Source organism: Pacificispira sp. HM-600 (assembly GCF_977993705.1).
This window is the reverse complement of sequence record NZ_OZ388079.1, coordinates 2,977,806-3,004,021: the sequence shown is the minus strand read 5'-3', so window position 1 is coordinate 3,004,021 and position 26,216 is coordinate 2,977,806. Positions and strand designations below refer to the sequence as shown.

22 protein-coding genes are annotated in these 26,216 nt (G+C 67.5%); 8 read left to right on the top strand and 14 right to left on the bottom strand.

All coding sequences use genetic code 11. The features are described 5' to 3' along the window. Positions 1–44 precede the first annotated feature (44 nt). Together ACXZ1E_RS14355 and ACXZ1E_RS14350 are read right to left on the bottom strand one after the other, a co-directional pair. On the bottom strand, positions 45–1,091 hold the full coding sequence (locus tag ACXZ1E_RS14355) for a hemolysin family protein (RefSeq protein ID WP_458041132.1): 1,047 nt from the start codon (positions 1,089–1,091) through the stop codon (positions 45–47). Continuing rightward, positions 1,088–2,503 carry a hemolysin family protein gene (locus ACXZ1E_RS14350; RefSeq protein WP_458351976.1) on the bottom strand — a complete coding sequence of 472 codons (1,416 nt, stop codon included), beginning with the start codon at positions 2,501–2,503 and terminating at the stop codon, positions 1,088–1,090. Before ACXZ1E_RS14350 ends, ACXZ1E_RS14355 begins: the two co-directional genes overlap by 4 nt. A gap of 453 nt (positions 2,504–2,956) precedes the next feature. Between ACXZ1E_RS14350 and ACXZ1E_RS14345 the strand changes: the two genes are divergently transcribed. Next, a complete protein-coding gene (locus ACXZ1E_RS14345) occupies positions 2,957–3,919 on the top strand; it encodes a hypothetical protein (protein WP_458041131.1) in 963 nt (320 codons plus the stop codon). A gap of 159 nt (positions 3,920–4,078) precedes the next feature. Here ACXZ1E_RS14345 and guaB1 read toward each other — a convergent pair whose 3' ends face one another. Then, positions 4,079–5,533, bottom strand: coding sequence for a GMP reductase (gene guaB1 / locus ACXZ1E_RS14340; RefSeq protein WP_458041130.1), 1,455 nt, complete (start codon positions 5,531–5,533; stop codon positions 4,079–4,081). A gap of 156 nt (positions 5,534–5,689) precedes the next feature. Between guaB1 and ACXZ1E_RS14335 the strand changes: the two genes are divergently transcribed. After that, positions 5,690–9,466 (top strand): multifunctional oxoglutarate decarboxylase/oxoglutarate dehydrogenase thiamine pyrophosphate-binding subunit/dihydrolipoyllysine-residue succinyltransferase subunit, encoded by a 3,777-nt coding sequence (locus tag ACXZ1E_RS14335; RefSeq protein WP_458041129.1) that lies wholly within the window; start codon positions 5,690–5,692, stop codon positions 9,464–9,466. Positions 9,467–9,535: 69 nt separating this feature from the next. On the opposite strand, the gene ACXZ1E_RS14330 is transcribed toward ACXZ1E_RS14335, so the two are convergent. From ACXZ1E_RS14330 to ACXZ1E_RS14320, 3 genes are all read right to left on the bottom strand, one after another. Beyond that, complete coding sequence (locus ACXZ1E_RS14330; protein ID WP_458041128.1) at positions 9,536–10,840, bottom strand: GNAT family N-acetyltransferase; 1,305 nt, start codon at positions 10,838–10,840, stop codon at positions 9,536–9,538. A gap of 119 nt (positions 10,841–10,959) precedes the next feature. Further along, positions 10,960–11,205: a zf-HC2 domain-containing protein gene (locus tag ACXZ1E_RS14325; protein ID WP_396642957.1), complete on the bottom strand. Its 246-nt coding sequence runs from the start codon at positions 11,203–11,205 to the stop codon at positions 10,960–10,962. Further along, the gene (locus tag ACXZ1E_RS14320) at positions 11,202–11,870 is read right to left on the bottom strand and encodes a sigma-70 family RNA polymerase sigma factor (protein WP_458351975.1); all 669 of its coding nucleotides are present in this window, start codon (positions 11,868–11,870) and stop codon (positions 11,202–11,204) included. The genes ACXZ1E_RS14325 and ACXZ1E_RS14320 overlap by 4 nt, the downstream gene beginning before the upstream one ends. Before the next feature lie 124 nt (positions 11,871–11,994). Here ACXZ1E_RS14320 and aroA point away from each other — a divergent pair, with 124 nt between their 5' ends. The 3 genes from aroA to bcp are packed head-to-tail and all read left to right on the top strand — an operon-like array spanning position 11,995 to position 14,872. After that, the gene (gene aroA / locus ACXZ1E_RS14315; protein WP_458351974.1) at positions 11,995–13,287 is read left to right on the top strand and encodes a 3-phosphoshikimate 1-carboxyvinyltransferase; all 1,293 of its coding nucleotides are present in this window, start codon (positions 11,995–11,997) and stop codon (positions 13,285–13,287) included. A 14-nt stretch (positions 13,288–13,301) separates the two neighbouring features. Next, positions 13,302–14,399 carry a ribosome small subunit-dependent GTPase A gene (rsgA, locus tag ACXZ1E_RS14310; RefSeq protein ID WP_458041125.1) on the top strand — a complete coding sequence of 366 codons (1,098 nt, stop codon included), beginning with the start codon at positions 13,302–13,304 and terminating at the stop codon, positions 14,397–14,399. Continuing rightward, entirely contained in the window at positions 14,396–14,872 is a 477-nt protein-coding gene (bcp, locus tag ACXZ1E_RS14305; protein WP_458041124.1) for a thioredoxin-dependent thiol peroxidase, read from the top strand. Before rsgA ends, bcp begins: the two co-directional genes overlap by 4 nt. A gap of 59 nt (positions 14,873–14,931) precedes the next feature. Here the strand turns inward: bcp and ACXZ1E_RS14300 are convergent, their stop codons facing one another. After that, complete coding sequence (locus ACXZ1E_RS14300) at positions 14,932–15,357, bottom strand: histidine kinase (protein ID WP_458041123.1); 426 nt, start codon at positions 15,355–15,357, stop codon at positions 14,932–14,934. A 257-nt stretch (positions 15,358–15,614) separates the two neighbouring features. On the opposite strand from ACXZ1E_RS14300, the gene ACXZ1E_RS14295 reads away from it, so the two are divergent. After that, complete coding sequence (locus tag ACXZ1E_RS14295; RefSeq protein WP_036295594.1) at positions 15,615–15,863, top strand: WhiB family transcriptional regulator; 249 nt, start codon at positions 15,615–15,617, stop codon at positions 15,861–15,863. Between the two features lie 6 nt (positions 15,864–15,869). On the opposite strand, the gene ACXZ1E_RS14290 is transcribed toward ACXZ1E_RS14295, so the two are convergent. From ACXZ1E_RS14290 to ACXZ1E_RS14280, 3 genes are read right to left on the bottom strand one after another with little or no spacing between them, the layout of a single operon-like run. Next, on the bottom strand, positions 15,870–17,363 hold the full coding sequence (locus tag ACXZ1E_RS14290; RefSeq protein ID WP_458041122.1) for a sensor histidine kinase: 1,494 nt from the start codon (positions 17,361–17,363) through the stop codon (positions 15,870–15,872). 9 nt (positions 17,364–17,372) lie between these two features. Further along, positions 17,373–18,701 (bottom strand): AAA family ATPase, encoded by a 1,329-nt coding sequence (locus ACXZ1E_RS14285; RefSeq protein ID WP_458041121.1) that lies wholly within the window; start codon positions 18,699–18,701, stop codon positions 17,373–17,375. Further along, positions 18,698–19,324 carry an SAF domain-containing protein gene (locus tag ACXZ1E_RS14280; protein ID WP_458041120.1) on the bottom strand — a complete coding sequence of 209 codons (627 nt, stop codon included), beginning with the start codon at positions 19,322–19,324 and terminating at the stop codon, positions 18,698–18,700. Before ACXZ1E_RS14280 ends, ACXZ1E_RS14285 begins: the two co-directional genes overlap by 4 nt. Before the next feature lie 189 nt (positions 19,325–19,513). Between ACXZ1E_RS14280 and ACXZ1E_RS14275 the strand changes: the two genes are divergently transcribed. Beyond that, a complete protein-coding gene (locus ACXZ1E_RS14275; protein ID WP_458041119.1) occupies positions 19,514–19,792 on the top strand; it encodes a helix-turn-helix domain-containing protein in 279 nt (92 codons plus the stop codon). Positions 19,793–19,875: 83 nt separating this feature from the next. Here ACXZ1E_RS14275 and ACXZ1E_RS14270 read toward each other — a convergent pair whose 3' ends face one another. Beyond that, positions 19,876–20,490: a hypothetical protein gene (locus tag ACXZ1E_RS14270; RefSeq protein ID WP_458041118.1), complete on the bottom strand. Its 615-nt coding sequence runs from the start codon at positions 20,488–20,490 to the stop codon at positions 19,876–19,878. 129 nt (positions 20,491–20,619) lie between these two features. Between ACXZ1E_RS14270 and ACXZ1E_RS14265 the strand changes: the two genes are divergently transcribed. Next, complete coding sequence (locus ACXZ1E_RS14265) at positions 20,620–21,093, top strand: Rv3235 family protein (RefSeq protein WP_458041117.1); 474 nt, start codon at positions 20,620–20,622, stop codon at positions 21,091–21,093. 17 nt (positions 21,094–21,110) lie between these two features. Here ACXZ1E_RS14265 and ACXZ1E_RS14260 read toward each other — a convergent pair whose 3' ends face one another. From ACXZ1E_RS14260 to secA, 3 genes are all read right to left on the bottom strand, one after another. After that, on the bottom strand, positions 21,111–21,464 hold the full coding sequence (locus ACXZ1E_RS14260; protein WP_458041116.1) for a hypothetical protein: 354 nt from the start codon (positions 21,462–21,464) through the stop codon (positions 21,111–21,113). Positions 21,465–21,532: 68 nt separating this feature from the next. Beyond that, positions 21,533–22,759: a pyridoxal phosphate-dependent aminotransferase gene (locus ACXZ1E_RS14255; protein WP_458041115.1), complete on the bottom strand. Its 1,227-nt coding sequence runs from the start codon at positions 22,757–22,759 to the stop codon at positions 21,533–21,535. A 167-nt stretch (positions 22,760–22,926) separates the two neighbouring features. After that, positions 22,927–25,749, bottom strand: a complete 2,823-nt coding sequence (gene secA, locus ACXZ1E_RS14250; RefSeq protein WP_458041114.1) for a preprotein translocase subunit SecA — start codon at positions 25,747–25,749, stop codon at positions 22,927–22,929. Positions 25,750–26,216 lie beyond the last annotated feature (467 nt).

Here is a 26,216-nt window from a genome sequence, read left to right as displayed (position 1 = left end):
GACTCGACTCGTACCACCGCGAACGGCGCACCCACGAGGGCCGCTCAACGCCGACGTGTCGCGTCCCGCACCTCTCCGACGAGCTCTTCGATGATGTCCTCGAGGAACAGCACACCGGTCGTTTCGCCCCTCTGGTCGCGCACCCGCGCGAGGTGGCGACCCGTGCGACGCATGGTCGCGAGTGCGTCCTCGAGGTCCGTCGTCTCTTGCACCGGAACCATGTGGTGGATCCGCTTGGCGGGCACGGGTTTATCGAGTCGCTCATCCGGGACATCCGCCGACCGCAGGACGTCTTTCAGATGCACGTAGCCCACCGGCTCGCCCGCGGCATCAACGATCACGTAGCGCGAGAACCCGTGCACCGCGACGGCACGCTCGATCTGCGCCGGCGTCGTCGTCTCGGGCAGGGTTACGAGCTGATCCAAGCGCACCGCGATGTCGCGCGCCTTCTTGTCGGTGAACTCCATCGCCGCGGCGAGCGCACCCGACGAGTCATCCAGAACACCCTCGCTGGTCGACTGACTCACGATCGTCGCGACCTCGTCGAGGGTGAAGGTCGATGCGGCCTCGTTCTTCGGCTCGACGCGGAACAGGCGCAGCACCGCGTTCGCGATCCAGTTGAGGGTTGCGATGACGGGGTGAAACACCTTGGAGACCCAGACGAGCGGCGTGGCGAGGATGAGCACGGCGCGGTCGGGGATCGAGAACGCGAGGTTCTTGGGGATCATCTCCCCGAAAACCACGTGCAAGTACGACACGATCAGCAGCGCGACGACGAATGCGACGACGTCGACGACGGCTTCCGACAGCCCGGTCAGCCCGAACGGCACCGCGAGCAGGTGGTGGATCGCCGGTTCCGAGACGTTCAGGATGAGCAGCGAACAAATCGTGATGCCGAGCTGCGAAGTGGCGAGCATGAGCGTCGCGTGCTCCATCGCGTACAGCGCGGTCTTCGCGGCGCGGGAACCCTTCTCGGCGAGCGGCTCGATCTGCGAGCGTCGAGCCGAGATGACGGCGAACTCGGCGCCGACGAAGAACGCGTTGAACGCCAGAAGGACGACCAACCAGACGATTCCTACCCAATCGCTCACGAGGCACCCCCGTTCCTCGTCGCGGCGCCGCGACGATTCGGTTCAGTCCCGCGGCCCCGCAAAATGCGCTCGGCTCCCGTGAGTTGCGACGGCTCGTTGTCGAGACCATCGGCCTCGTTGGGGCGAGGTGTGTAGCGGATGCGGTCGACGCGTCGCCCGTCCATCCGCTGAACGCTGAGCACACCGGCATCCGTCTCGACCGTGTCACCCGTCGAGGGAATGCGCTCGAGGCGGCTCATGATGAATCCCCCGATCGTGTCGTAGACCTCACCCTCGGGCACGCGGATGCCCGTGCGGTCCTGCAGCTCGTCCGGTCGCCAGTTGCCGGGGAACGTCACCGAATCTTTGCCGCGGACAAGTCCCGCGCGGCTGCGGTCGTGCTCATCCGACACCTCGCCGACGATCTCTTCGACGAGGTCCTCGAGGGTAACGACACCGGCTGTTCCGCCGTACTCGTCGACGACGATCGCGAGCTGGTAGCCGCGGGCACGAAGCTCGGCGATCAGAACGTCGAGGTGGACGGTTTCGGGGACGCGCAGGGGTTCCGTCGCGAGGGCAGCGGCCGGGACATCCGCTCGTTTCTCGCGCGGGACGCTGACGGCCGCCTTCAGATGCACGACGCCCAGGATGTCGTCCAGCGAGTCGCCGATGACGGGGAAGCGGCTGTGGCCCGTGCGACGCGCGAGCTGGATGACGTCGTCGGCGGAGTCGTCACGCGCAACGACGTGCATGCTCGGGCGAGGGGTCATGACGTCGTCGGCCGTGAGTCGCGCGAAGAGGAGGGTGCGGTTCAGGAGCGACGCGGTGTCCTGCTCGAGGAGGCCGGCGCTCGCCGAACGACGGACGAGCGAGGAGAGTTCCTCAGCGGTCCGGGCGCCGGATAACTCTTCTTTGGGTTCGATGCCGATGGCACGCAGAACGCCGTTGGCCGAGCCGTTCAGCAGCACGATCGCGGGACGGAACACCATGGTGAATGCCACCTGAAACGGCAACACGAGCTTCGCGGTCTGCCGCGGAAGGGCCAGAGCGAAGTTCTTGGGCACGAGCTCGCCGAGGATCATCGAGAAGATCGTCGCGACCGAGATGGCGACGATGACCGCGATCGGCGAGACCGCCGCTTCGGGCAGTCCCCATCCCGTGAGCACGGGGCGCAACAGACTCGAAAGCGCGGGCTCCATGGTGTAACCCGTGAGGAGCGTCGTGAGCGTGATGCCCAACTGCGCGCTCGATAGATGAGTCGACGTGATCTTCAGGGCGCCGATCGTCAACGACAGGCGGGTCTCACCGCGCTCGCGGCGCGCTTCGAGATCAGCGCGATCCAGATTGACGAGGGCGAACTCGCTGGCCACGAAAAGGCCGGTGCCCACGATGAGCAGAAGCCCCACCCCCAGCATGACCAACTCGTACGTCACGCGTCGACCCTCGCGGGTTCGATCGGGCGGTGGGGCGAGCGTCTACAACTGGGGGGGTCGTCCATCGTGGGGTCGAGTTTACCCGAGGACCGCGGACTCGCTCTCGCTGAGTCCACGGCCTTCCGACGGCTTCGGTCGCTTCGGGTGGCTTCGGCTCACTTCGGCTCCCTTCGAGTCACGGCGGCCCACAGCGGCTCACTTCGGCCCACGGCAGCGCCAGCCCGCGACATCCGAACCCCACGACGGCGCCAGTTCCCGACATCCGCGCCACCGATCGACTTAGCGGATGCCGCAAACTGGCGCCATCGTGTGGCTCCGGACGGATCCGGGTGAATCCGCGGCCGGGGCGCCAACACGGGCGACGGCTCCTCCCCCGATCGGGCCCCGCGGGAACACTCCCCGAAACGGGGCAAGAGTCGCCCGAGAGTACCTCGCAGCGGCACGATCAGCGTCGTGACAGATACCCAACCGCTCCCCTTGGACATCATCCGACGCGCAGACCGTGACGAGCCACTCGATGACCGCACGCTTCGAAAGCTCGTCGCCGCCGGGGCATGGACCCGAGTGGCACCGGGTGCTTTCGTGCGCACATCTGAGTGGCGCGCGCAGACCCCGCTCGTGCGGCACCGCGCGCGAGTGCACGAGGTCGCGCGGCGGATGCGTGGACCCGCCGTCCTCTCGCACTTCGCGGCCGCAGCGCTGCACGGCATCGATGTCCTCGGGTCGTGGCCGCATCTGATCGACGTGACCGTGCCGCGCACCACCGGCGGACGCTCGAGCGGGAACATCCGTCGGCGCACACGCGCTCCCGGCGAGACCGAACCCGAAACGGTCGCCTGGGGTCAGCATCGCATCACGTCCCCACGACAGACCGCGCTCGATCTCACGCGGATCCTTCCGTTCGTGGACGGCGTCGCGGTCGTTGACCAGGCGATCCGTCAGCACCGCCAGGGCGGCGCACTCACCACGCGCGCCGAGATCGAACTGCTGTGGGATGCGGGGCATCGGCACCGGGGAAACCCCCGCGCCTACCGCGCGATCTCGTTCGCCAGTCCTCTGGCCGCGAACGTCAGGGAATCGCAGAGCCGCGTCCTGCTCGCCCGGCTCGGGTTCCCCACACCGCGGCTGCAGGAGCGGCGGGTGTTGCGCTCGGGGCGTCTGGTGTTCGGTGATTTTTACTTTCCGAACCACGACCACTGGGCCGAGCTCGATGGGCGCGGCAAGTACCGCAGCCCGGACTTCGGCGCGGACCGCGACCCCGCTGAGATCGTGATCGACGAGAAGAATCGCGAGAACGAGATTCGCCGCGAGGTGCGCGGGTTCAGCCGCTGGGAGCCCTTCGACGCCGACCACCCGCGACGCCTGTACGACATCTTGACCACGGACGGACTGCCCAGTTCTCTGCCTCGTCCGTGAGGGGTATCCCCGGCCCGACGAGTTTCACACCACGACGGCTACAGTTCGCGACATCCGCTGCGTTGATCGGTGGCGCGGATGCCGCGAACAGGCGCCATCGCGTGACCGGATGCGTTGAACAGGCGCGACCCGTCACGACGAACGGGCGGAAGTCCGAGCTCACCAGCTGACGGGGAGTGCCTTGCCCTCTTCGTAGCCCGCGGCGGACTGCAGACCGACGAGGGCCCGGGCGTGGAACTCCGCGATCGTCGCAGCGCCGGCGTAGGTGAAGGACGACCGCACACCCGACGTGATCATGTCGAGCAGGTCTTCGAGTCCGGGACGGAGCGGGTCCAGGTAGATCTTCGACGACGAGATGCCTTCCGCGAAGAGCTCCTTACGCGCGAGCTCGTACGGGTCGAGGCGTCCGAACCGGTCGTGTACGGCCTTCGTCGACGCCATCCCCCACGACTCCTTGAAGACGCGCCCATCGGCATCCGTGAGCAACTCGCCCGGCGCCTCGATCGTGCCGGCGAACCACGAGCCGATCATGACGGATGCAGCCCCCGCCGCCAGTGCGAGCGCAACGTCCCGCGGGTAACGCACTCCCCCGTCCGCCCACACGTGCGCCCCCATGATGCGAGCGGCCTCGGCGGTCTCGAGCACAGCCGAGAACTGCGGACGCCCAACCGCCGTCATCATGCGCGTGGTGCACATTGCACCGGGCCCGACACCTACTTTCAGAATCGACGCGCCGGCTGTCACGAGGTCGTGCACACCCTCGGCCGTGACGACGTTGCCGGCCGCGATCGGGATGTCGAGGCCGAGCTCGGCCACCGTCCGGAGGGCCGCGAGCATTCCGTCCTGATGTCCGTGCGCCGTGTCCACGACGAGCACGTCGACTCCGGCGGCCGCGAGCGCCTTCGCCTTGGCCGCGACGTCGCCGTTGATGCCCACGGCCGCCGCGACAGCCAGACGGCCCGATGTGTCGACAGCCGGCCGATAGAGGGTCGAGCGCAGGGCGCTCCGGCGGCTCAGAGTGCCTACCAGGCGACCGTGCCGGAGAACGCAGACCACTTCGACACCCGCGGCGACAATTGTGTCGAAAGCCGCGCGGGCATCCTCGACGTCCTCCGCCTCGAGCGAGGGCGTGTCTCCCCGCGCGAGGTCTCCGAGCCGAGCGTCCGGTAGAGCGGTGGCCAGCCGCGACGCGGGAACGATTCCTCCGATATCCGCTACCGACACATTCTCGCCACCGTCAGCGACCACGATCCCGTGGCCGGGCGTTGCGGGCAGAATGCGCAGCGCCGACGCGACGGTCGCTTCCGGCGGCAGCACGAGCGCGGTGTCCCACAGCACCGGCTGACGCTTGACCCAGCGGATCGCGGCATCCAATTCCTGCAGCGGAATGTCCTGGGGCAGCACGCCCAGACCGCCTCGGCGCGCGAGCGTCGCGGCAAGGCGAGCGCCCGTCACCGAGTTCATGTTCGACGAGACGATCGGGATCGTCGCCGGGGTGCCATCGTGCGGCGCCAGCTCGACCTGCAGGCGACTGGTGACGGCCGAGTGCCGTGGCACCAGGAAGACATCCGAATAGGTCAGATCCACCATTGGCCGCTCACCCGAGAATTCCATAGCTCTACGCTAGCCACTCGCCCCCACTGAGTGGCTCGTGCGACGGCCTGTTCCGCGACGGGCTGAACGGATCTGGGATAGCCTAGATGTTCGTGCGCGTGGGCCACGAAGAGGCGCTGCGCGGCTACCTTCATTGACGGAAGAGGGCGATCCAGCGTGTCGAGCCAGGTCACAGGCGTCGGGACTTCGAACGAGGGAGAGTTCGGGGCCAACGAATGGCTCGTCGACGAGCTCTACGAACAGTTCAAGGTCGATAAGAACTCCGTCGACAAGGCGTGGTGGCCGACTCTGGAGGCGTACCACCCGGTCGATGTCGACGACGCGCCGGATGTCTCCACCGCTCCCGCGGCGCCGAGCACCGCCCCGTCAGCATCGAGCGCCGCTCCGCACAACCCGTCCGCGGAGTCGGCAAAACCCGCGGCATCCGAGCCGAAAAGCGAGCCGAGACCCATGACGGCACCGATACCTGTTATCGGCGCGCAGCCGGTTGCGCGCACGACGACGCGTCCGGCATCGCCGCAGCCGATCCCCGCGCAGGCGCCCGAGAAGCCCAAGGCGGCTCCGGCCCCCGAGCCTCTCGAGGAAGACACGATCACGCCGCTCCGCGGCATGCCGAAGACCCTCGCGGCGAACATGGACGAGTCCCTGACCGTCCCGACCGCCACGAGCGTCCGCACGATCCCGGCGAAGCTGATGATCGACAACCGCATCGTCATCAACAACCACATGTCCCGCACCCGCGGCGGCAAGGTCAGCTTCACGCACCTCATCGGCTGGGCGATCATCCAGGCGTTGAAGGACTTCCCGAGCCAGAACGTGTTCTACGCGGAGGTCGACGGCAAGCCGTCGGTCGTGGCACCCGCCCACATCAACCTGGGCATCGCGATCGACATCCCGAAGCCCGACGGCACCCGGGCGCTGCTCGTCCCGAGTATCAAGCGCGCCGAGTCGATGTCGTTCAACGAGTACCTTTCCGCCTATGAAGAGATCGTGTCGCGAGCACGCGGCAACAAGCTCACGGCCGCCGACTTCCAGGGCACGACCCTGTCGCTGACGAACCCCGGCGGCATCGGCACCGTGCACTCGGTTCCGCGGCTCATGCGCGGGCAGGGGTGCATCGTCGGTGCGGGCGCGCTCGAATACCCGGCCGAGTTCCAGGGTGCGAGCGAGAAGACACTCAACGAGCTCGCGATCGGCAAGACGATCACGCTGACGAGTACCTACGACCACCGCGTCATCCAGGGCGCCGGGTCGGGCGAGTTCCTGAAGAAGGTGCACGAGCGCCTCACCGGCCAACACCACTTCTACGACGACATCTTCGCGGCCCTCCGCATCCCGTACGCACCCATTCACTGGGCGGCGGACATCAATGTCGACATCGCCGAGCGGATCGACAAGCAGGCCCGCGTGCAGGAGCTGATCAACTCGTTCCGCGTACGCGGGCACCTGATGGCCGACATCGACCCGCTGCAGTACGAGCAGCGCACGCACCCCGACCTCGAGATCGAAGAGCACGGGCTGACGTTCTGGGACCTCGACCGCGAGTTCGTCACGGGCGGTTTCGGTGGCAAGCGGATGGCGAAGCTCCGAGACATCCTCGGTGTCCTGCGTGACTCGTACTGCCGCACGATCGGCCTGGAGTACATGCACATCCAGGACCCGGGCCAGCGGCGCTGGTTCCAGCAGAAGGTCGAGGTCAAGTACACCAAGCCGAACCACGACGAGCAGCTGCGCATCCTGTCGAAGCTCAACGAGGCCGAGGCTTTCGAGACCTTCCTGCAGACCAAGTACGTCGGCCAGAAGCGCTTCAGCCTGGAGGGCGGCGAGTCCCTCATCCCTTTGCTCGACGAGATCCTGCAGGGTGCCGCCGGCGCGGGACTCGACGGAGCGGCAATCGGGATGGCTCACCGCGGCCGCCTGAACGTGCTCACCAACATCGCGGGCAAGACCTACGGTCAGGTCTTCCGCGAGTTCGAAGGCAGCGTCGCGCTCGGTAACAAGCGCGGCTCGGGCGACGTGAAGTACCACCTCGGCACCGAGGGCACGTTCGTCGACGACCACGGGGTCGAACTCCCCATCTATCTCGCAGCGAACCCGTCACACCTCGAGACGGTCGACGGTGTGCTCGAGGGCATCGTCCGCGCCAAGCAGGACAGGAAGGCGATCGGCACGTACTCGTGGCTGTCGATCCTCGTGCACGGCGACGCGGCCTTCGCAGGCCAGGGCGTCGTCGTCGAGACGCTCCAGATGTCGCAGTTGCGGGGCTACCGCACGGGTGGAACGATCCACGTCGTCGTCAACAACCAGGTCGGCTTCACCACGCTCCCGCAGGACGGGCGCTCGTCGGTGTACGCCACGGATGTCGCGAAGACCATCCAGGCGCCGATCTTCCACGTCAACGGCGATGACCCGGAGGCCGTGACGCGCGTCGCGCAGCTGGCGTTCGAGTACCGCGAAGAGTTCCACCGCGACGTCGTGATCGACCTGGTCTGCTACCGGCGACGCGGTCACAACGAGGGCGATGACCCGTCGATGACGCAGCCGCTCATGACGAACCTGATCGAGGCCAAGCGTTCGGTCCGCCGCCTGTACACCGAGTCTCTCGTCGGTCGTGGTGACATCACCGAGGAAGAGTACGAAGAAGCCAAGCGCGACTTCCAGGATCGCCTCGAGATCGCCTTTGCCGAGACGCACGCCGCCGAGACCGGTTCGCACGGTGTCATCACGGATGCCGACGCCGAGGTCGAGGAACTGACCTGGGGCGACATCGAGACGACCGGGGTCGCGACCGACGTCGTGCACCTGATCGGCGATGCGTTCGTGAACAAGCCCGAGGGCTTCACGGTGCACTCGAAGCTGCAGCAGCTGCTCGACAAGCGCTACGACATGAGCCGCAACGGCACGATCGACTGGGGCTTCTCGGAGTTGCTCGCCTTCGGTTCGCTGCTACTCGAGGGCACGAACGTGCGCCTCGCCGGTCAGGACTCCCGCCGCGGCACCTTCGTGTCGCGGCACGCCGTGCTGCACGACCGCGCAAACGGTCAGGAATGGATCCCGCTGACGAACCTGAGCGACCGCCAGGGGCGCTTCTGGGTGTACGACTCGTTCCTCAGCGAGTACGCGACGATGGGCTTCGAATACGGCTATTCGGTCGAGCGGCCCGATGCGCTCGTGCTGTGGGAGGGACAGTTCGGCGACTTCGCCAACGGCGCCCAGTCCGTGATCGACGAGTTCATCACGTCGGCCGATCAGAAGTGGGGCCAGCAGTCGAGCGTCGTGCTGCTGCTGCCGCACGGGTACGAGGGTGCAGGCCCCGACCACTCGTCGGCCCGCATCGAGCGCTTCTTGCAGATGTGCGCGCAGGACAACATGACCGTCGCCCGGCCATCGACCCCCGCTTCGTACTTCCACCTGCTTCGCCGTCAGGCCTATGCGCGTCCCCGCCGCCCGCTCATCGTCTTCACCCCGAAGGCCATGTTGCGTCTGCGTGGCGCGACGAGCCCGGTAGAAGCCTTCACGAGCGGCCGTTTCGAACCGGTACTCGATGATGACCGCGGCATCGACAAGTCACAGGTCAAGAAGGTCCTGTTGCACGCCGGCAAGACGCACTGGGACCTGCGGGGCGAGCTCGATAAGAACCCCGATCCGTCAATAGCACTCGTGCGCCTGGAGCAGTTCTACCCGGCGCCGATCGACGAGCTGAACGCCGTCATCGCCGAGTACCCGGGTGCCGAGCTGGTGTGGGTGCAAGACGAGCCGGAGAACCAGGGCGCGTGGCCGTTCATCGCGCTCGAGGTCGTCAAGCACCTCACGGGCCGCACGATGAGCGTCGTTTCGCGCAGCGCCGCCGCCTCGCCCGCGACGGGTTCGCCGAAGGTCCACGCGATCGAGCACGCCGAGCTGATGAAGAAGGCCCTGGCGCCTCTCGCCTGACGCTTCGCCTCGCTCACCGACCGGGGGCTACCCGGTCGGTGAGCGAGGCGGGCGGGCTCGAATCGCCCCTCAGTACCAGATGCCGAGAGTCGGCGCCGTGTCGCCCGAGAAAGCCCGGTCCAACCCACGAACCGCGGCATCCTCGCCCGTGAGCTGACCGGCCGCGCGCAGCGTCACCGCGCGCACTCCCCCGAGGTAGAGCGCTGCAAGCGATGCGACGGGCATCGATACCTGTGGCGGAGCGGCTGTGGGCGTGACACGGGCCGCGCCGTCGGCCCCGACCTCGAGCATCCATGTCCCTTCGGCGAAGCCGAGCGGATCACTCACCGCAATGACATGGGTTCCCGCCGCGGTGTACCCGCGCGCCTCGAGGGCCGCGGGAACGTCGAGGATGCGCAACCATTCGTGATCATGGACGGATGCCGTGGCACCGCGCCGATCCGCGAGCAACCACGCGAGCGGCTCATCGACCGACCGCAGCGGTGCTCGAACGCGCGACACGAGATCGTGGCGGAGGACGAAACCCCAGAGTGCGCGGTACGCCTCGTCGCCATCGGCCAGGAGGTAGGTGATGTCGAGGGTGTGCCGCGCCATGTCGGCGGGGTCCTCGGTCAGGCGGTAGACAACGACACCGCGCACGACGCCCTCGGGATCGGCGTAGCGCACGACGCGGGTGCGGCCGGGTTCTTTGGAGCCCCCCGCGATCATCGCGAACTGTCGCCACCGGCCGGTCCAGCCATCCACATCACCCGGTCGCGTCACGCGAACGCGCTCGTGCAGGTCTTCCAGCAGCGCCACGGCCTCTTCCCGGCGGACGTAGTCGAACGATCCGGGCACATCGCCGCCCCGCCATCCGGCCCGGCGCGTGTCGATGTCCCACGTCGTCGCCTCGACCGCGGGGGCGAACCCGAAGCGGCCGTAGATCGTGGCCTCGGAGACGGTCAAACCCGCGACGGCCATCCCTGCGTCGCGGGCGGTACGCAGTTCGCCCTCGAGCATCGCGCGCGCGATGCCGCGGCGGCGTCGGGTCGGCGATACCGTCACGCCACTGATCGCCCAGAACGGCGTCACCCGATCACCGGGCACGGACAACTCCCCGACCCACGAGTTCACCGTCGCAACGGGAACGTCCCCATCGAGCCCGGCGTCGTCGTAGACACCGATGCGGCGACGGTACCCGATCGACTCCGCGAATTCGCGTGCTTCGTCATCCGTCGGCTCTTCGCCGAGAAATCCGCGCGCCTCCGCGGTGGAGTACGCGCGCAGCGCTTCGGGATCTTCCGGGTCGACCAGGCGGTACGACAGTGCGCGCTGCGCGAGTGCAGCCGCGGACGTTTCGTCAAGGGGAATGGTGCGGGCGTCTGTGCGTGCCATCCTTCGAGGCTACCCGCCGCCGCCAGCCCCCTCGAGTCGTCACAGAACGCGCGATAATTCGCTCAGATCGAGCAGTTCGTGACAGGTCGATCAATGAGCGACAGATCGACGCCGGATGCCTAGTGGTGCGCCGCTTGGACGGTCCGCAGCTTCGCGAGGACCTGATCACGGAGGTCCTCGGGCGCACTCTCGCGGCAGGCGCGCGCCAAGACATCTGTCAGGGTCTTCGCGACGAGTGCCTCATCGCGGCATCCGGGGCAGTTCTCCAAATGCTCGCGAATATCGGCGTGCTGCGTCTTGCACACTTCGTTTCGCAGGTACTCCTCGAGGTCTCGCCTCGCCTGGTCACAACCGCAATCGGTCATTTCTTCGCTCCCGGACCGGCGGAGACGATGCCCCGCTCTCGTGCGTATTCGGCCAGCATGTCGCGAAGCAATCGCCTTCCACGGTGAAGGCGGCTCATGACGGTGCCGATCGGTGTCTTCATGATGTCGGCGATCTCCTGGTAGGCGAAGCCCTCGACATCTGCGAGGTACACCGCCAACCGGAAGTCCTCCGGGATAGCCTGCAGGGCGTCTTTCACGACGGACGCGGGCATGTGATCGATCGCTTCCGCCTCGGCAGAACGGTTGGTCGACGCGGTCGTCGACTCCGCTCCCCCGAGCTGCCAGTCCTCCAGGTCATCGATCGTGCCCTGGTACGGCTCGCGCTGCTTCTTGCGATATGTATTGATGTAGGTGTTGGTGAGGATGCGGTAGAGCCACGCCTTCAGGTTGGTGCCCTGGTGGAACGTGGCCCATGAGGCGAAAGCCTTGACGAACGTCTCTTGCACCAGGTCCGCGGCATCCGCGGGATTGCGGGTCATCCGCATGGCCGCGCCGTACAGCTGGTCCATGAAGGGAAGCGCCTGATCCTCGAATTGGGCGCGTGCGATCTGCGCCGGCGCGACGTCGACCTCGTCCTCGGGCTGCTCGTCCATCGCCTCCCAGTCTAGGCGCGCGAGAACAACCGCCGAAGGCGTGCGTTCCATCGTCTGAATCATCCGGTCCTCTCGGGGCTCGATAGAGTAGAACCCGATGACACCGCACGGCTATTCCCCTCGCGCCGACGAGACATCTTCCGATGCCCCCCAGCCCTCTGCCTGGCGAGCGCCTGTGGCCGTATCACCCCTCGACGCCCGCCTGTCGATTCCTGGCTCGAAATCTCTCACGAGCCGCGAATTGGTCCTCGCCGCGCTGGCCGACGGACCGAGCCGCGTGCTCTCTCCCTTGCACTCACAGGACTCCGAGCGGATGGTCGGGGCGCTGCGGGCCCTCGGCGCACTGGTCGAACCGGCGCCCGGCGAAGGCCCGTTCGGCGACGACTGGATTATGACGCCTCCCGCCCCGTTCGTGGGAAGCAGCGAAATCGACTGCGGCCAGGCCGGCACGGTGATGCGCTTCGTCGCCCCCCTCGCCGGTTTCGCGCACGGAGACGTTCGGTTGACGGCGCACGAGACAGCCCTCCACCGCCCGATGGGCGAGCTGATCCGCGCCCTCCGGGACATCGGACTCGACATCGACGATGGCGGTCACTGGTCACTGCCCTTCATCGTCCGCGGTCACGGCCATGTGCGGGGCGGCGAGGTGCACATGGATGCGTCCCGCTCGAGCCAGTTCGTGTCGGGCCTGCTGCTCGCGGCCCCGCGGTTCGATGTCGGACTGCACCTCATCCACACCGGCGAGCGCTTGCCGAGTCTCCCCCATATCGAGATGACGATCGAGGCGCTCGCTCACCGCGGCGTCCACGTCGAGCGTCCCGCGCCCAATGAATGGATCGTTGCCCCGGGCGCCGTCCGGGCGAAAGACGTCACGATCGAGCCGGATCTCTCGAACGCAGCGCCCTTCCTTGCTGCCGCGATGATCGCGGGCGGGTCGGTCACGATCGCGGGTTGGCCGGCCCACTCCACCCAACCGGGCGCCCTGCTCGGCGATCTGCTGCACCGCGCGGGGGCTCGGGTCGCCCGCCGCGGCGGTGCGTTCACCGTGACCCGCACGGCTCCGCTTCGCGGTTTCGACGTCGACCTGTCCGCGGCGGGAGAGCTCGCCCCCACGATCGTCGGACTCGCGGCTCTCGCCGACGGCCCCTCGAACATCACCGGCATCGGCCACATCCGTCTGCACGAAACCGACCGGATCCGTGCTCTCGTCGACGGGCTGAATGAGCTCGGCGGTGAGGCGAGCGAGTTGCCCGACGGCATCCGCGTCGTGCCGCGTCCGCTCCACGGCGGCCTGTGGAGATCGCACCACGACCACCGGATGGCGACAACAGGTGCCCTGCTCGGCCTGAGCGTTCCCGGCGTTGAGGTCGACGACCTCAGCGTGACCGCCAAGACCTTGCCGCAGTTCGAACAGCTGTGGAACAGCATGCTGGCCGGCTCGTCCGCGACGCCCGACGCATCCGAGTAGACGATGCGCAGACGATGAGCGGCTCGGATCCGAACTGGTGGGATTACGACGACGCCGAGACGGATGGGGTGGACGAGCTCGACGAGTCCGACATCCGGATGCGTCCGAATCCCCAGGCGAATCGGCCGCGCAGCAAGCGCCGCCCCGCTCACGCCGACGCCGAGATCGGCCGCGTGATCGGCGTAGACCGCGGCCGCTACTCGGTTCTGATGCGCGAAGACGCCCCGGACGAACACGAGGTGTCCGCCGTTCGGGCCCGCGAGCTGCGCAAGCAGCCGATCGTCACGGGCGATCGGGCTCGGGTCGTCGGCGACACTTCCGGTGATGAAGGGACCCTCGGCCGCATCGTCGGCCTCGAGGAGCGGACGACCCTGCTGCGCCGGTCGGCGGATGACACCGACCAGGTCGAGCGCATCATCGTCGCGAACGCCGATCAGATGCTGATCGTGGTCGCGGCGGCGGATCCCGAACCCCGCACGCGCCTCGTCGATCGCTACCTGGTCGCGGCCTTCGACGCGGGCGTCCGTCCCATGCTCGTCGTCACGAAAACCGACCTCGCCGATCCCGCAGAATTCCTCAGCCACTTCGACGGTCTCGATGTACGAGTTTTCACGAGCGCCCAGGGTGAGGTGCCGATCGAGCGGATCGGTGCAGCACTCGTCGGACACTCCACGGTCTTCGTCGGCCACTCGGGCGTGGGCAAATCCACGCTCATCAACGCGCTGGTTCCGAGCGCCCAGCGCGCCACGGGGCATGTCAACGAGGTCACGGGTCGCGGGCGGCACACCTCATCGTCCACCGTGTCCCTGCGATACGTGGGCGACGAGGGGCGCGGATGGGTCATCGATACCCCCGGCGTCCGCTCGTTCGGCCTCGGCCACGTCGATCCTGCCAACATCCTGCGCTCGTTCACCGACCTCGACGAGATCGCGAAGAACTGCCCCCGCGGGTGCACGCATCTGCCGGATGCGCCGGACTGCGCTATCGCCGAGGCCGTCGCCGATGGGCGGCTCGGCCCGAACGGCGCCGCGCGCTTCGACTCGCTGCAACGCCTGCTGCTGACGTTCGGAAAGGTCGCGGGACGCGAGCGGCACCCTACGCTGGACGAATGAGCACAGTACGCCTCGAGCCCGGTTCCCCCGCCCCCGAATTCACCCTGCCCGATCAGGATGGCACCCCCGTCTCGCTCGCCTCGCTCCGCGGCAAGCGCGTCGTGCTGTTCTTCTATCCGCGTGCCATGACCCCCGGCTGCACGACCGAGGCCTGCGACTTCCGCGACAGCCTCGCCCCGCTACAGGCGGCGAACTACGTCATCCTCGGGATCTCTCGTGACGAGCCCGCGACCCTGCGCGAATTCCGGGAGCGCGACGGCCTCACGTACGACCTGCTGAGTGACCCAGATCACTCGGTCCACGACGCCTACGGCGCCTGGGGCGAGAAGCAGAACTACGGAAAGACGATCGAGGGCGTCATCCGCTCGACCTTCATCCTGGACGAGGACGCACAGGTCGACCAGGCCCTCTACAACGTCAAGGCGACGGGGCACGTCGCCCGCATCCGCAAGCTCGTCGGCATCGACGCCTGAGCGGAACGCCGGCGCATTGCGTCGGGTGTTGCACGACGGGACGTTCTGGAACGAGGGGTTTACGACGCGGCGGGTGGGTCGTCACGTCGACCCGCCGCCCGTGCGGCCGCGATAACCAGCACCAGTGCGATCACCGCGGGAACGGCGAGTGCCAACGCCACGAGCGGGCGCGCGTAGGCGCCGGTGGCGGCTCCGAGAGCGACCGCGAGGATCAGCAGCTGCGCGACGATCGCGCCGGAGCGCCCCCAGCCATGGCCACGCAGTATCGCGAGCGCGAAGGCGAAGAGGGCAACCGCGGCGATGACGGTCATGAGGATCAGCGCCCAGGCGGTGCCGAGGTCCGTCGTTTCTCCGGCGATCAATGACGGCATCATCCATCCTGTGAGGGCGGCGACAGCGACTCCTTCGAGCCCGACCAAGATCGCCGCGGTCCACGTTGTGGCATTCGCTTCGATCGGCCGCGGTGTGGTGGTTTCTGGTTGCATTTCCTCTACCTCACCTCGCCCTGTGCGCCCGCTCTGTTATGCAGAACCACCATGCCAGTGGCCGATGCTCAGCCTTCTGCGCAAAATTCACGCACTCGACCCTTGATCGGACCGATGCCGTGTGGGACGATGGTGAAAGCCATGTGCTCCCACAGCGCCGTGGGGCGAGCATTCTGCTCGCACCTACCAGGGTACCGGACCCGAAACCGATCTCTGAGCACTCGCTCACACCCCACCACGCAACAAGGAGCATCTGCATGGACTGGCGCGACAAGGCCGCATGCCTCACGGTCGATCCCGAACTGTTTTTCCCGGTTGGCAACACCGGGCCGGCGGTCGACCAGATCGAGAAGGCGAAGGCCGTTTGCGCCCGCTGTACCGTAACGGAAATCTGTCTGCAGTACGCCCTGGAGTCCGGTCAGGACTCCGGCGTCTGGGGCGGCCTCTCGGAAGACGAGCGCCGCGCCCTCAAGCGTCGCGCTGCGCGCGCCCGACGCGCCTCGTAACCCGGCTCAGGCCCGCGGCCTGTCGATCCACCGCAGCGGAATATCGATTGTGACTTCCGTTCCGCTGCCCATGATCGTGTGCCAGTCGATCGTTCCGCCCAGTTCACCCTGGATCAGGGTGCGAACGATCTGCGTGCCGAGCCCGCGCCCGACCTGACCCTCGGCCAGGCCGACGCCGGTGTCTCGCACGCCCACCTTGAGTCGCGACGACGACCGCTTCGCCTCGATCTCGACCTTGCCCTCGCGGCCGGCCAGACCGTGCTCGACGGCGTTCGTGACGAGCTCGGTCAGGGCGAGCGCGAGGGGCGTGGCATAGGCGCTCGGCAGCTTGCCGAACGTCCCGGTGGAGCGTGTCTGTGCCCGCGTTCCCGCTCCCGCGGCGACCTCGGCGACGAGTTTGAGCACCCGGTCGAACACCTCGTCGAAGTCGACGGTCTGCGTCAAGCCCTCGGAGAGCGTGTCGTGCACGACGGCAATCGCCGAGACGCGACGCATCGCCTGGGTGAGAGCCTCGCGCGCTTCTTCGGAGTGGGTGCGGCGGGACTGGATGCGCAAGAGGGAAGCGACGGTCTGCAGGTTGTTCTTCACCCGGTGATGGATCTCGCGGATCGTCGCGTCCTTGGTGATGAGTTCTTGCTCCTGGTGACGCAACTCCGTGACATCGCGGCAGAGGACGATGGCTCCCGAGCGCTCCCCGTTCTCGCGGAGAGGGATGGCGCGGAGCGAGACGGTCACCCCGCGCGCCTCGATGTCCGCGCGCCAGGGCGCACGACCGGTCACGACGAGCGGCAGGGATTCGTCGATCGTCTCTTTCGCGGGGAGGATGCGGGTGGTCACCTCGCTGAGCGACTCGCCCTCGAGCTCATCGTCGAAGCCGAGGCGCCCCCACGCAGAGAGGGCATTGGGGCTCGCGAACGTCGTGGTGCCGTCGACGTCCAGGCGAATGAGTCCGTCGGATGCGCGAGGCGCACCGCGCCGGGGTCCGGTCGGGGCCGAGAGGTCGGGGAAGTCCCCGCGCGCGATCATGCCGAACAGATCGTCGGCGCAGTCGTTGAAGGTGATCTGCTGCCGGCTGGGCGTGCGGGCTTCACCGAGGTTCGTATGGCGTGTAAGAACCCCGAGGACCACTGGCGGGTGGCCCTCGCGGAGCGGGCCGCGAACGATCGGCACCGCCCGAACCCGGGTCGGCGTCTCTTCGAACCAGTCGGGCGAGGCCGAATCGATGATGCGGGCACCCTGTGCCGCATCCTGTACCTGGGTTCGCCACTGCGGCCGCACCTGGTCGCCGACGATATCGCGGTAGAAGAGCGTCGCCGCCCCCGAAGGGCGGGTGTGAGCGACGGCGATAAAGGAGTCATCGCTCGTCGGCACCCAGAACACGATGTCGGCGAAGGCGAGGTCCGCGAGCAGCTGTCCATCACCCGCGAGGCGATGCAGCCACTCGATGTCATCCGCGCTCGAACGGCCCTGGGCGGAGACGAGTTCACTGAGGGTCGGCACCGATCCAGCCTATGCCGTGAGCCTGTTATCCCGTCCCTCGTCGCCACGAGGGGAGACGCGCCGGAACACAGACGACCGTCGTGGCGCGCGTCCGGAGATCCCGCCGCCGGCGGCCGCACTGTGCGCCGCGCCGTCGCGATGATCGCGCCCCAGCACCGGCAGCAATGTGTCGCCTGTGAACCGGCGCATTGCGCCCACCAGCGCGGATCGGGGTGCGACGGCCACGATCGGCTGTGCCTGTAGCACGGCGGCGTCCGCCGCGCGCTGATCCTCCGGCAGAAACGCCACGTCGCGGATGCCCGCGAACCGATCGAGCGTCCGCCGGATCTGACCACGGGCATCGAGCCCTAGCCCGCCTGGTCGCAGGCGGTTGGCGACGACGAGCACCGGGGTCGCCCCAGCGATCGCGCGCACCTCGGCGTAGCCTCGCACAAAGCGGGCGATCCCGACGGGGTCGGCCGTGCAGACCGCCACGATCACGTCGGCGGAGCGCAGTGCCGAGATCGTCGCGGCGTTGCGGCGCGGACCCTCGAGATCGTGCATGAGCTCTTCGTCCTGTTCTACCGGCGACGCGACATCGACGATCGTGTACGACGCCCAACGTCGCGAGGCCTCGAGCGCGATCGTGACGCGGTCTGCCGCCAGTTCCGGCCAACGGCCCCGGCGGTTGATCCCGCACAGCACGTCGACGCCGACTCCCGCCACCCGCACCGGTGTGCTGATGCGAGCGAGCTCTCGCTCATCGAGCGTGCCCAAGCCCGCCTGACGACAGGCCGACGGAAACCCGGGGCCCTCGTCGGCGAGGCCCAGGGCCAACGCGAGCGACGGTGCGTGCGAGTCTGCATCGATCAGCGCGGCGCGCGCGCCGCCACGGGCCAGCTCGAAGGCGAGCATACTCGCGACCGTCGACCGGCCCGGCGCCCCCTCGGGGCCCCAAACGACCACGACGCTCCCCGCCGTTGTATCCGGGACGAGGTCATCCCCGAGAGCCGCACCCCGAACCGCTGCCGCGATCTCTTCCGCCCGCGGCGCAACGAGGGAGGCGGCCAAACCGAACGCCGCAGCAACCCGCTCACCGTCCGCGTCGCCCGCGAGCGTCACGATCCGAATCCCCCGCCGATCGCACACCGACACCAGATGCGACCCGAGCGTCCGACGATCGGCCGCCAGCACGAGAACATCGACCTCCTCGAACACCTCGAGCGCGCTCGCGAGATTCGCGTCCTCGAGCACCACGGGATCGATCACCGTTGTGATGCGAACACCCGCTCGCTCGAGTTCGGCCGCCAGTCGCTCGCCGCGCTGACCCGCGACGGCCAGCAACACGCGCGTACTCACGCGCCACCCGCGCCCGGCACGATCGACAGCGCGGACGAAGCCGCGACCGCCTGCAGCACCGCAGCAACATCGGATCGCGGCACGACGAGTTCAAGCGTCGAGCCACGGGCGCCCAACAGGCTGTCGGCCTCATCGACCGCGCCAACCGTCGCATCCGCGACGAGGATGGCGGGGGTGCCGAACACACCCTGTTCCAGAACCGGCGACGCCCAGAGTTCAACGACACTTCCGGCGACCACGTCCGACGGCACCGCCGTCGTCGTCTGGACCACGACCGTCGTCACCCGCGCCCGCACGCCGTCCTCGAGCGCATTGACGGGCACCAGCTCACCTTCGGTGACCGTACGTGTTGCGATGGATCCGGGGTTCAGGGCATCGGGACTCAGATAGACACCCTCGGCAGCCCCGAGTGAGGCTTCGACGAGCCTCAGGTCGTCGGCCGTCACCTCGTCGCCCGGCACGATCGTGCGCGCCGCCGCGAAAACGGGAACCGTCTGTCGAGCGGCGGTCACGGTGGCCCACACACCGGCGACCGAGGCGACGATGAGCCCCAGGCCGACGAAGAATCGCACGTCGTTCCAGAATGCGCGCGGCCGCCGCGCCGGGCTGTCGAGAGCGGTCATATCGATCCCCCATGGTCTGGATGCGTGTGAATGCGTGTGACTGCGCACCGCCGCGGTCTGTGGCTACGCGTCGATTACTGGACGCCGATCGGCGGTCCACACCATAGTCGCGGATCCTGCTCGCAGGCCCCCTTCGTTATCCACAGGACACCGCGCCCGACGCCCCGTCGAGGGGTCCATAATGGGGTCATGTCCGAGAGCTCCCCCAGCCCTCGCTACCTGGCTCCGTCGCAGGTGGCGGAGCTGTTGAGCATCTCCGTCGACGAAGTCATGGATCTCGTGCACGAGGGTCGCCTTCGCGGAGCCCGTCTCGGCTCCCCCGCGAAGTGGCGTATCGAGGAACAGAGCCTGCGCGGCTACATCGACGATCAGGTGGAAGAAGCCCGCCAGATGCATCTGTGGCAGCAGTCGCAGGCGGCGAGCTTCCCCGAAGTATGGGGTTCGGGGAACGCGAGCCGACCCGAGTAGACCACTTCCCGGCCCGCTCACGACAATGCCGGTGTCTTCTCACAACAATGCCGGTGTCTTCTCACAACAATGCCGGTGTCTTCTCACAACAATGCCGGCGTCTCGCCTCGTTCGAGCAAGAGCCACGCGATGGCGTCGAACGGTACGAGCCGGAACGCGTGCACCTCGCCCGTTCGACGGACGGCACCCGCGTCGTGCACGGCGAGGTCGAAATGATCCAGACCCACTCGATCGATCGTGCCGAACTCCGCTCCGCCCCGCAGCCCGTGCGCCCGAACCGGCACACGACGTCGCGCGAGGTCGCGCAACACGAACCCGAGCGTCAGTCGCTCAGCGAGACCCGCATTCACCCCCTGCGCGTCCGGACGGGCGGCGCGCATGAGCGCGACCTCAGACGTTGTGAGCGACGCAACCGCGGCCGTGCGCACCAGTGCGAGCCCGCCCGCGGGCGTCTCCAGGCGGAGCGCCGCGAAGTCCGCACCGACCGCGTCGATCGTGCCGCGCAGAACGGAGCTGTCGGCGAGCGCAAGGGAGACCATTTCCTTTACACCCGCGCCAGCGAAAGCGACCAAGCGGTCATGCAGACGGACGCGCGAGAGCCGGAGGCGTTCGCCCTCGCTGTCGAGTGCGGCGCGCTCGCTTTCCCACTCAGCGGCGAGCTGCCCCTCGAGGTCTTCGAATAGCCGCTCCCAGCGCACACCAGGACAATAGGCGAATAGTTTCGGATTGATCACGAGTTATCCACAGACGGCAAACCCCCAGCTTGGGCTGGGCTTTGCTGTGGTCTACTGCAATCTCAGCCCGGTCAGCGAGAGATGGGGGTCTCCATGAGCACACCAGCCGGCAATGCCCGAGAAGGCGTGGCCCGAAAAGGCGATGCCCGAGAAGGCGTGGCTTCGCGTCGTGTGCGGTCGGTGGATGCGGATGAGTTCTTCTCACCGCAGCGCACCTCCTCCTCCGCACTGCCCGATCCCGAGCCGCTGATCACCAACCTCGCTCGCGGTGTCATGGAAGTTTTCGCCGGCGTCCGAGAGGTCGACCAACTCACGCGCTGGTTCGCCGAAGACGCGTATCGGCGACTCCTCACGCGCAGCAATCTCGCGGCCCGTGCGCGCAACGCACGCGGCGTGCGTGCGAGTCGGCCGGTCTTCGAGATCCTGAGCGTCCGACACATGTCCCCCGCGGATGGCGTTGTCGAATCCGTCGTCATCCTCGCGGGGCCGCACCGCACGCGCGCCATCGCCCTGCGGCTCGAGGGAACGGACGGGCGCTGGCGCGCGACATCCCTGGCGCTGCTGTAGTCGACGACGGGGACTCGCTAGTCCTCCGAAGAGTCGATCAGGTCGAGCAGTTTCTTCAGCTCGTTCTCGATTTCGGTGTGGTCGTACTGGCCGGCGCGTGACTCGCCCGAGATGACGCCCGATCGATGCACGCGGCGGAAGTCTCCGTAGGGAAAGCTGTACGCCTGCTTCGTTTCGGGGTTCGCGCTCTTGTCGATGCCGAGGTGCCAATGCGAGAACGCCGTCCATCCCTCACGCTCGATGAACGCATTCTCGTCTTCCGCGTTCGGCGCCGCCTCCGACCAATCGTCGCGTTCGTCCCAAACGACCTTGCCCTCGCGGACGAGCGAACGCGCCTGTCGAAGCGCCGGTTGGTTCAATTCGATAGCCATGCCGTGCACGCTAGGACGGGCCTCGTGCGACGCACAGGACCTTGACGAATCCGTTCTGCGTGCTAGTCCTACTGCCGATACGAGGACAGGAAGTTGCCCAGGCGCTCGATGGCGTCCGCGAGGATGCGCGATTCGGGCAGGGTCACGACGCGCAGGTGGTCGGGCGTCGGCCAGTTGAAGCCCGTGCCCTGCACGAGCAGGACACGCTCTGCCACCAGGAAGTCGTAAACGAACTTCGCGTCGTCGCGGATCTCGTGGACCTCGGGGTCGAGTCGCGGGAAGGCATAGAGCGCACCCCGAGGCCGCACGCACGACACTCCGGGGATGGACTCGAGTCCCTCCCACGCGACATCCCGCTGCTCGTGCAGCCTGCCGGAGGGAGCGATGAGCGCGTCGATGGACTGCACACCCGACAACGCCGCCTGCACCGCATGCTGCGCGGGCACGTTCGGGCACAGACGGGTCGAGGCGAGCAGGTTGATCCCCTCGAGGAATCCCGCGGCGTGCGCCTTCGGCCCGGTGATGACCATCCAACCCGAGCGGTAGCCCGCGACCCGGTATGTCTTGGACAAGCCGTTGAAGGTCAGGCAGAGCAGGTCGGGCGCGATCGACGCCATCGGGATGTGCTTCGCATCATCGAAGAGGATGCGGTCGTAGATCTCATCCGCCAGCAACAGCAGCGAGCGCTCGCGGGCGATCTCGGCGATGCCCTCCAGAACCTCGCGGCTGTACACAGCGCCCGTGGGGTTGTTCGGGTTGATCACGACGATCGCTTTGGTCTGGGGTGTGATCTTCGAGCGGATGTCTTCGAGGTCCGGCTGCCATTCGGCGTTCTCATCGCAGAGGTAGTGAACGGGCGTGCCTCCCGACAGGCTCGTCATCGCCGTCCAGAGCGGGTAGTCGGGCGCCGGGATCAGCACCTCGTCGCCCTCATCGAGTAGCGCCTGCATCGTCATGGTGATGAGTTCGGAGACCCCGTTGCCGAGGAACACGTCATCGGGGTCGATGCGCGGAAACCCCGGCTCCTCTTCGTAGCGATACACGACCGCCTGACGGGCGGACAGGATGCCTCGGCTCTCGCTGTATCCGTGTGCCGTCGGCATTGCCGCGATCATGTCGCGGACGATCTGGTACGGCGCCTCGAAACCGAACGTGGCCGGGTTGCCGGTGTTCAACTTGAGCACGGTCTGGCCCTCGGCCTCGAGCCGGGCGGCCTCGACGAGGGCGTTGCCGCGGATCTCGTAGAGGACGTTCTTCAGCTTCGAGGACTGATCAAGGGGGCGGAGGGTGCTCATCGGCTCAGGATATCCCCGCGCCGAGCGTGCCACCGGCCATCCCGTGGCCCTATCGCCGGCGCGAGACCCGCGCACGAACGGACCCAACACGCCGTGCCGCTCGAGAACGTGCGGCGTGTTGCGTTCGTTCGCGGTCTCAGACCGTGTCGCGCCCGTGTGGGGTGAACCTACTTGCGCTTGGAGGCTGCGCGGCGGTCGGCGCGGTTGACCGGAGCCTGCGTGGGGCCCGCGGCCGGAGCATCCGCCCGCTGTCCGAACGCCCCGCGCGCGGCGGCTGCCGCCTCCGGCTCCGGGCGGGCACTCTGAGCGACCCGCTGCGCCGTCTCGCGCTGCAGCTTCGCTGTTGCGGCCTGCTGGACCTGGCCGCGGTCGTTGCGGACCTCGACCTCGCCCGCGTCGTTCGGGGCCGAGTATTCGAGCTTCTGCTCGGGCGGTGCATCGAGACCCTTGGCCGCGACCTCCGCGTGAGCCTCGGGGCCCTCGCCCGCGCTACGGACCTCGACCTCGAGGTTGTAGAGGTACCCGACGGTCTCTTCCTTGATCTGCCCCATCATCGCCTGGAACATCTGGAAGCCCTCGCGCTGGTATTCGATCAGCGGGTCACGCTGGGCCATCGCACGTAGGCCGATGCCGTCCTTGAGGTAGTCCATCTCGTACAGGTGGTCGCGCCAGCGGCGGTCGAGCACCTGCAGCACGACGCGACGCTCGAGTTCGCGCATCGCCTCCGAACCGAGTTTGTCTTCCCGGTTCTGGTACGCGATGAGTGCATCTGAGAGCATCTCGCGCTTGAGAACCTCGGGCGTGATCCGCCCCTTCGTGCCGGCCTCGGCGACGACCTCGTCGATCGTCACGCCAACGGGGTACAGGGTCTTCAGCTCGGTCCAGAGGGCGTCGAAGTCCCAGCCCTCGCTGTGTCCGCTGCCCGTGTGCTCGTCGATGACCGCGGCGATGGCGTCCTCGATGAAGTGCCGGACACGGCCGGCGATGTCATCGCCCTCGAGGATGTGTCGCCGGTCGGCGTAGATCGCCTCGCGCTGACGGTTGAGGACATCGTCGTACTTCAGGACGTTCTTGCGAGTCTCGGCGTTGCGGGACTCGACCTGCGACTGCGCGCTCTTGATCGCGCGGCTCACCATCGACGACTCGATCGCGACGTCGTCCGGGAAGTTGGCGCGGCTGAGGATCGCCTCGGCGGCGCCCGACTGGAACAGACGCATCAGATCATCCGTCAGCGAGAGGTAGAAACGGCTCTCGCCGGGGTCGCCCTGGCGGCCGGAGCGTCCGCGCAGCTGGTTGTCGATGCGGCGAGACTCGTGGCGCTCCGTGCCGAGCACGTACAACCCACCGACGCTGACGACCTTTTCGGCCTCGTCGTTGACGCGAGCGCGGACGGCGTCGTACACACCCTCCCACTCGGCCTCGTACTCCTCGGGAGTCTCGACCGGGTCGAGCCCCTTGGCCTTCATCTCTTGCACGGCGAGGAACTCGGCGTTTCCGCCCAGCATGATGTCCGTGCCGCGGCCGGCCATGTTCGTAGCGACCGTGACGGCTCCCGGGAGCCCCGCTCGAGCGACGATCTCGGCCTCGCGCGCGTGGTTCTTGGCGTTGAGGACCTCGTGCTTGATGCCCTTCTTGGCCAGCAGGCGCGAAAGGTATTCGCTCTTCTCGACGCTGACGGTTCCGACGAGAACGGGCTGCCCCGTTTCGTTCCGCCGCGCGATGTCTTCGACGACCTGCGCGAACTTGGCCTGCTCGTTCTTGTACACGAGATCGGACTGGTCTTTGCGGACCATCGGCTTGTTCGTCGGGATCGGGACGACGCCGAGCTTGTAGGTCGACATGAACTCGGCCGCCTCGGTCTCGGCGGTACCGGTCATGCCGGCGAGCTTGTCGTACAGGCGGAAGTAGTTCTGCAGCGTGACCGTCGCGAGCGTCTGGTTCTCGGCTTTGACCGGCACGCCCTCTTTCGCCTCGATCGCCTGGTGGATGCCCTCGTTGTACCGACGTCCGGCCAGGATGCGTCCGGTGTGCTCGTCGACGATCATGACCTCGTCGTTGATGACGACGTAGTCGGTGTCACGCTTGAACAGCGCCATCGCCTTGATCGAGTTGTTCAGGAACGAGATCAGCGGCGTGTTGGCCGACTCGTACAGGTTGTCGATGCCGAGGTAGTCCTCGACCTTTTCGATACCGGGCTCGAGCACACCGATCGTGCGCTTCTTCTCGTCGACCTCGTAGTCGACGTCGAGCTCGAGGGTGCGGGCGATCTTCGCGAACTCGGTGAACCAACGGTTCGCCTCGCCGGACGACGGACCCGAGATGATCAGCGGCGTACGGGCCTCGTCGATGAGGATCGAGTCGACCTCGTCGACCACGGCGAAGAAGTGTCCGCGCTGCACGAGATCCTCTTGACGCCAGGCCATGTTGTCGCGCAGGTAGTCGAACCCGAACTCGTTGTTCGTGCCGTAGGTGATGTCGCACAGGTACTGCTCGCGGCGCTGCGCGGGCGTCTGACCCGAGACGATGACGCCGGTGGTCATGCCGAGGGCGCGGAAGACGCGACCCATGAGCTCGGACTGGTAGGTCGCGAGGAAGTCGTTGACGGTGACGACGTGGACGCCCTCGCCCGCGATCGCGTTGAGATAGGCCGGAAGCGTCGCGACGAGCGTCTTGCCCTCACCGGTGCGCATCTCGGCGATGTTCCCGAAATGGAGGGCGGCGCCGCCCATCAGCTGAACGTCGTACGGACGCTGGCCGAGCGTGCGCTTGGCAGCCTCGCGGACCGCCGCGAAGGCCTCGGGGAGCAATTGGTCGAGCGTCTCGCCCGCGGCGTAACGCGTGCGGAGTTCGGCCGTCTCACCGCGAAGCTCGTCATCGCTGAGCTGCGAGTAGTCCTCTTCCAAAGCGTTGACGGCCTTGACGACCTGCTGCAGACGCTTGAGGATACGGCCCTCGCCAGCGCGGAGCAGTTTCTCGAGGGGGTTTGCCACGGCAGGATCTCCATCCGATCGGATGCCGCGCGGTCGGATGCCACGCGACAGGCATACAGACTCATGTTACCGGTCCGTGACCTGGAATCCCCCGGGCGGCCGTTCACCTGATCCAGCCACCACGAATCCAGGAACTGTCAAGGGGTACACCCCGCAACACGCCGGACACAATTGCTGACTTACACTGCGGAGAGGGGCTCGCATCGCCGGATTCGGCGATCGCCCCGACGACGATAAGGGCAGCGATCGACCGCGGCGAGGACGCCCGCGGGGCGCATGACGGAGAAACAGGTGATCGATGACGCGACGTGTCGTTCCAGAACGCGGGACCCCTCCCACACGACGTGGCGCCTCGGGGCGAAGCGCCCTCGCCGGCCAGGCCCACACGAGGGAGTCCTCTCCGGAACGCCGCACCGCTGACGAGCCCACCACGGGCTGGGCTCCGGTTCTGGAACGAGACGACGTGG

Excerpts from the sequence above, each read along its gene's own strand:
- guaB1 (WP_458041130.1), bottom strand. The coding sequence starts at position 5,533 with ATGGAATTCTCGGGTGAGCGGCCAATGGTGGATCTGACCTATTCGGAT.
- ACXZ1E_RS14330 (WP_458041128.1), bottom strand. The coding sequence starts at position 10,840 with ATGGCACGCACAGACGCCCGCACCATTCCCCTTGACGAAACGTCCGCG.
- ACXZ1E_RS14325 (WP_396642957.1), bottom strand. The coding sequence starts at position 11,205 with ATGACCGATTGCGGTTGTGACCAGGCGAGGCGAGACCTCGAGGAGTAC.
- ACXZ1E_RS14320 (WP_458351975.1), bottom strand. The coding sequence starts at position 11,870 with ATGGAACGCACGCCTTCGGCGGTTGTTCTCGCGCGCCTAGACTGGGAG.
- rsgA (WP_458041125.1), top strand. The coding sequence starts at position 13,302 with ATGAGCGGCTCGGATCCGAACTGGTGGGATTACGACGACGCCGAGACG.
- bcp (WP_458041124.1), top strand. The coding sequence starts at position 14,396 with ATGAGCACAGTACGCCTCGAGCCCGGTTCCCCCGCCCCCGAATTCACC.
- ACXZ1E_RS14300 (WP_458041123.1), bottom strand. The coding sequence starts at position 15,357 with ATGCAACCAGAAACCACCACACCGCGGCCGATCGAAGCGAATGCCACA.
- ACXZ1E_RS14295 (WP_036295594.1), top strand. The coding sequence starts at position 15,615 with ATGGACTGGCGCGACAAGGCCGCATGCCTCACGGTCGATCCCGAACTG.
- ACXZ1E_RS14280 (WP_458041120.1), bottom strand. The coding sequence starts at position 19,324 with ATGACCGCTCTCGACAGCCCGGCGCGGCGGCCGCGCGCATTCTGGAAC.
- ACXZ1E_RS14275 (WP_458041119.1), top strand. The coding sequence starts at position 19,514 with ATGTCCGAGAGCTCCCCCAGCCCTCGCTACCTGGCTCCGTCGCAGGTG.
- ACXZ1E_RS14265 (WP_458041117.1), top strand. The coding sequence starts at position 20,620 with ATGAGCACACCAGCCGGCAATGCCCGAGAAGGCGTGGCCCGAAAAGGC.
- ACXZ1E_RS14260 (WP_458041116.1), bottom strand. The coding sequence starts at position 21,464 with ATGGCTATCGAATTGAACCAACCGGCGCTTCGACAGGCGCGTTCGCTC.
- ACXZ1E_RS14255 (WP_458041115.1), bottom strand. The coding sequence starts at position 22,759 with ATGAGCACCCTCCGCCCCCTTGATCAGTCCTCGAAGCTGAAGAACGTC.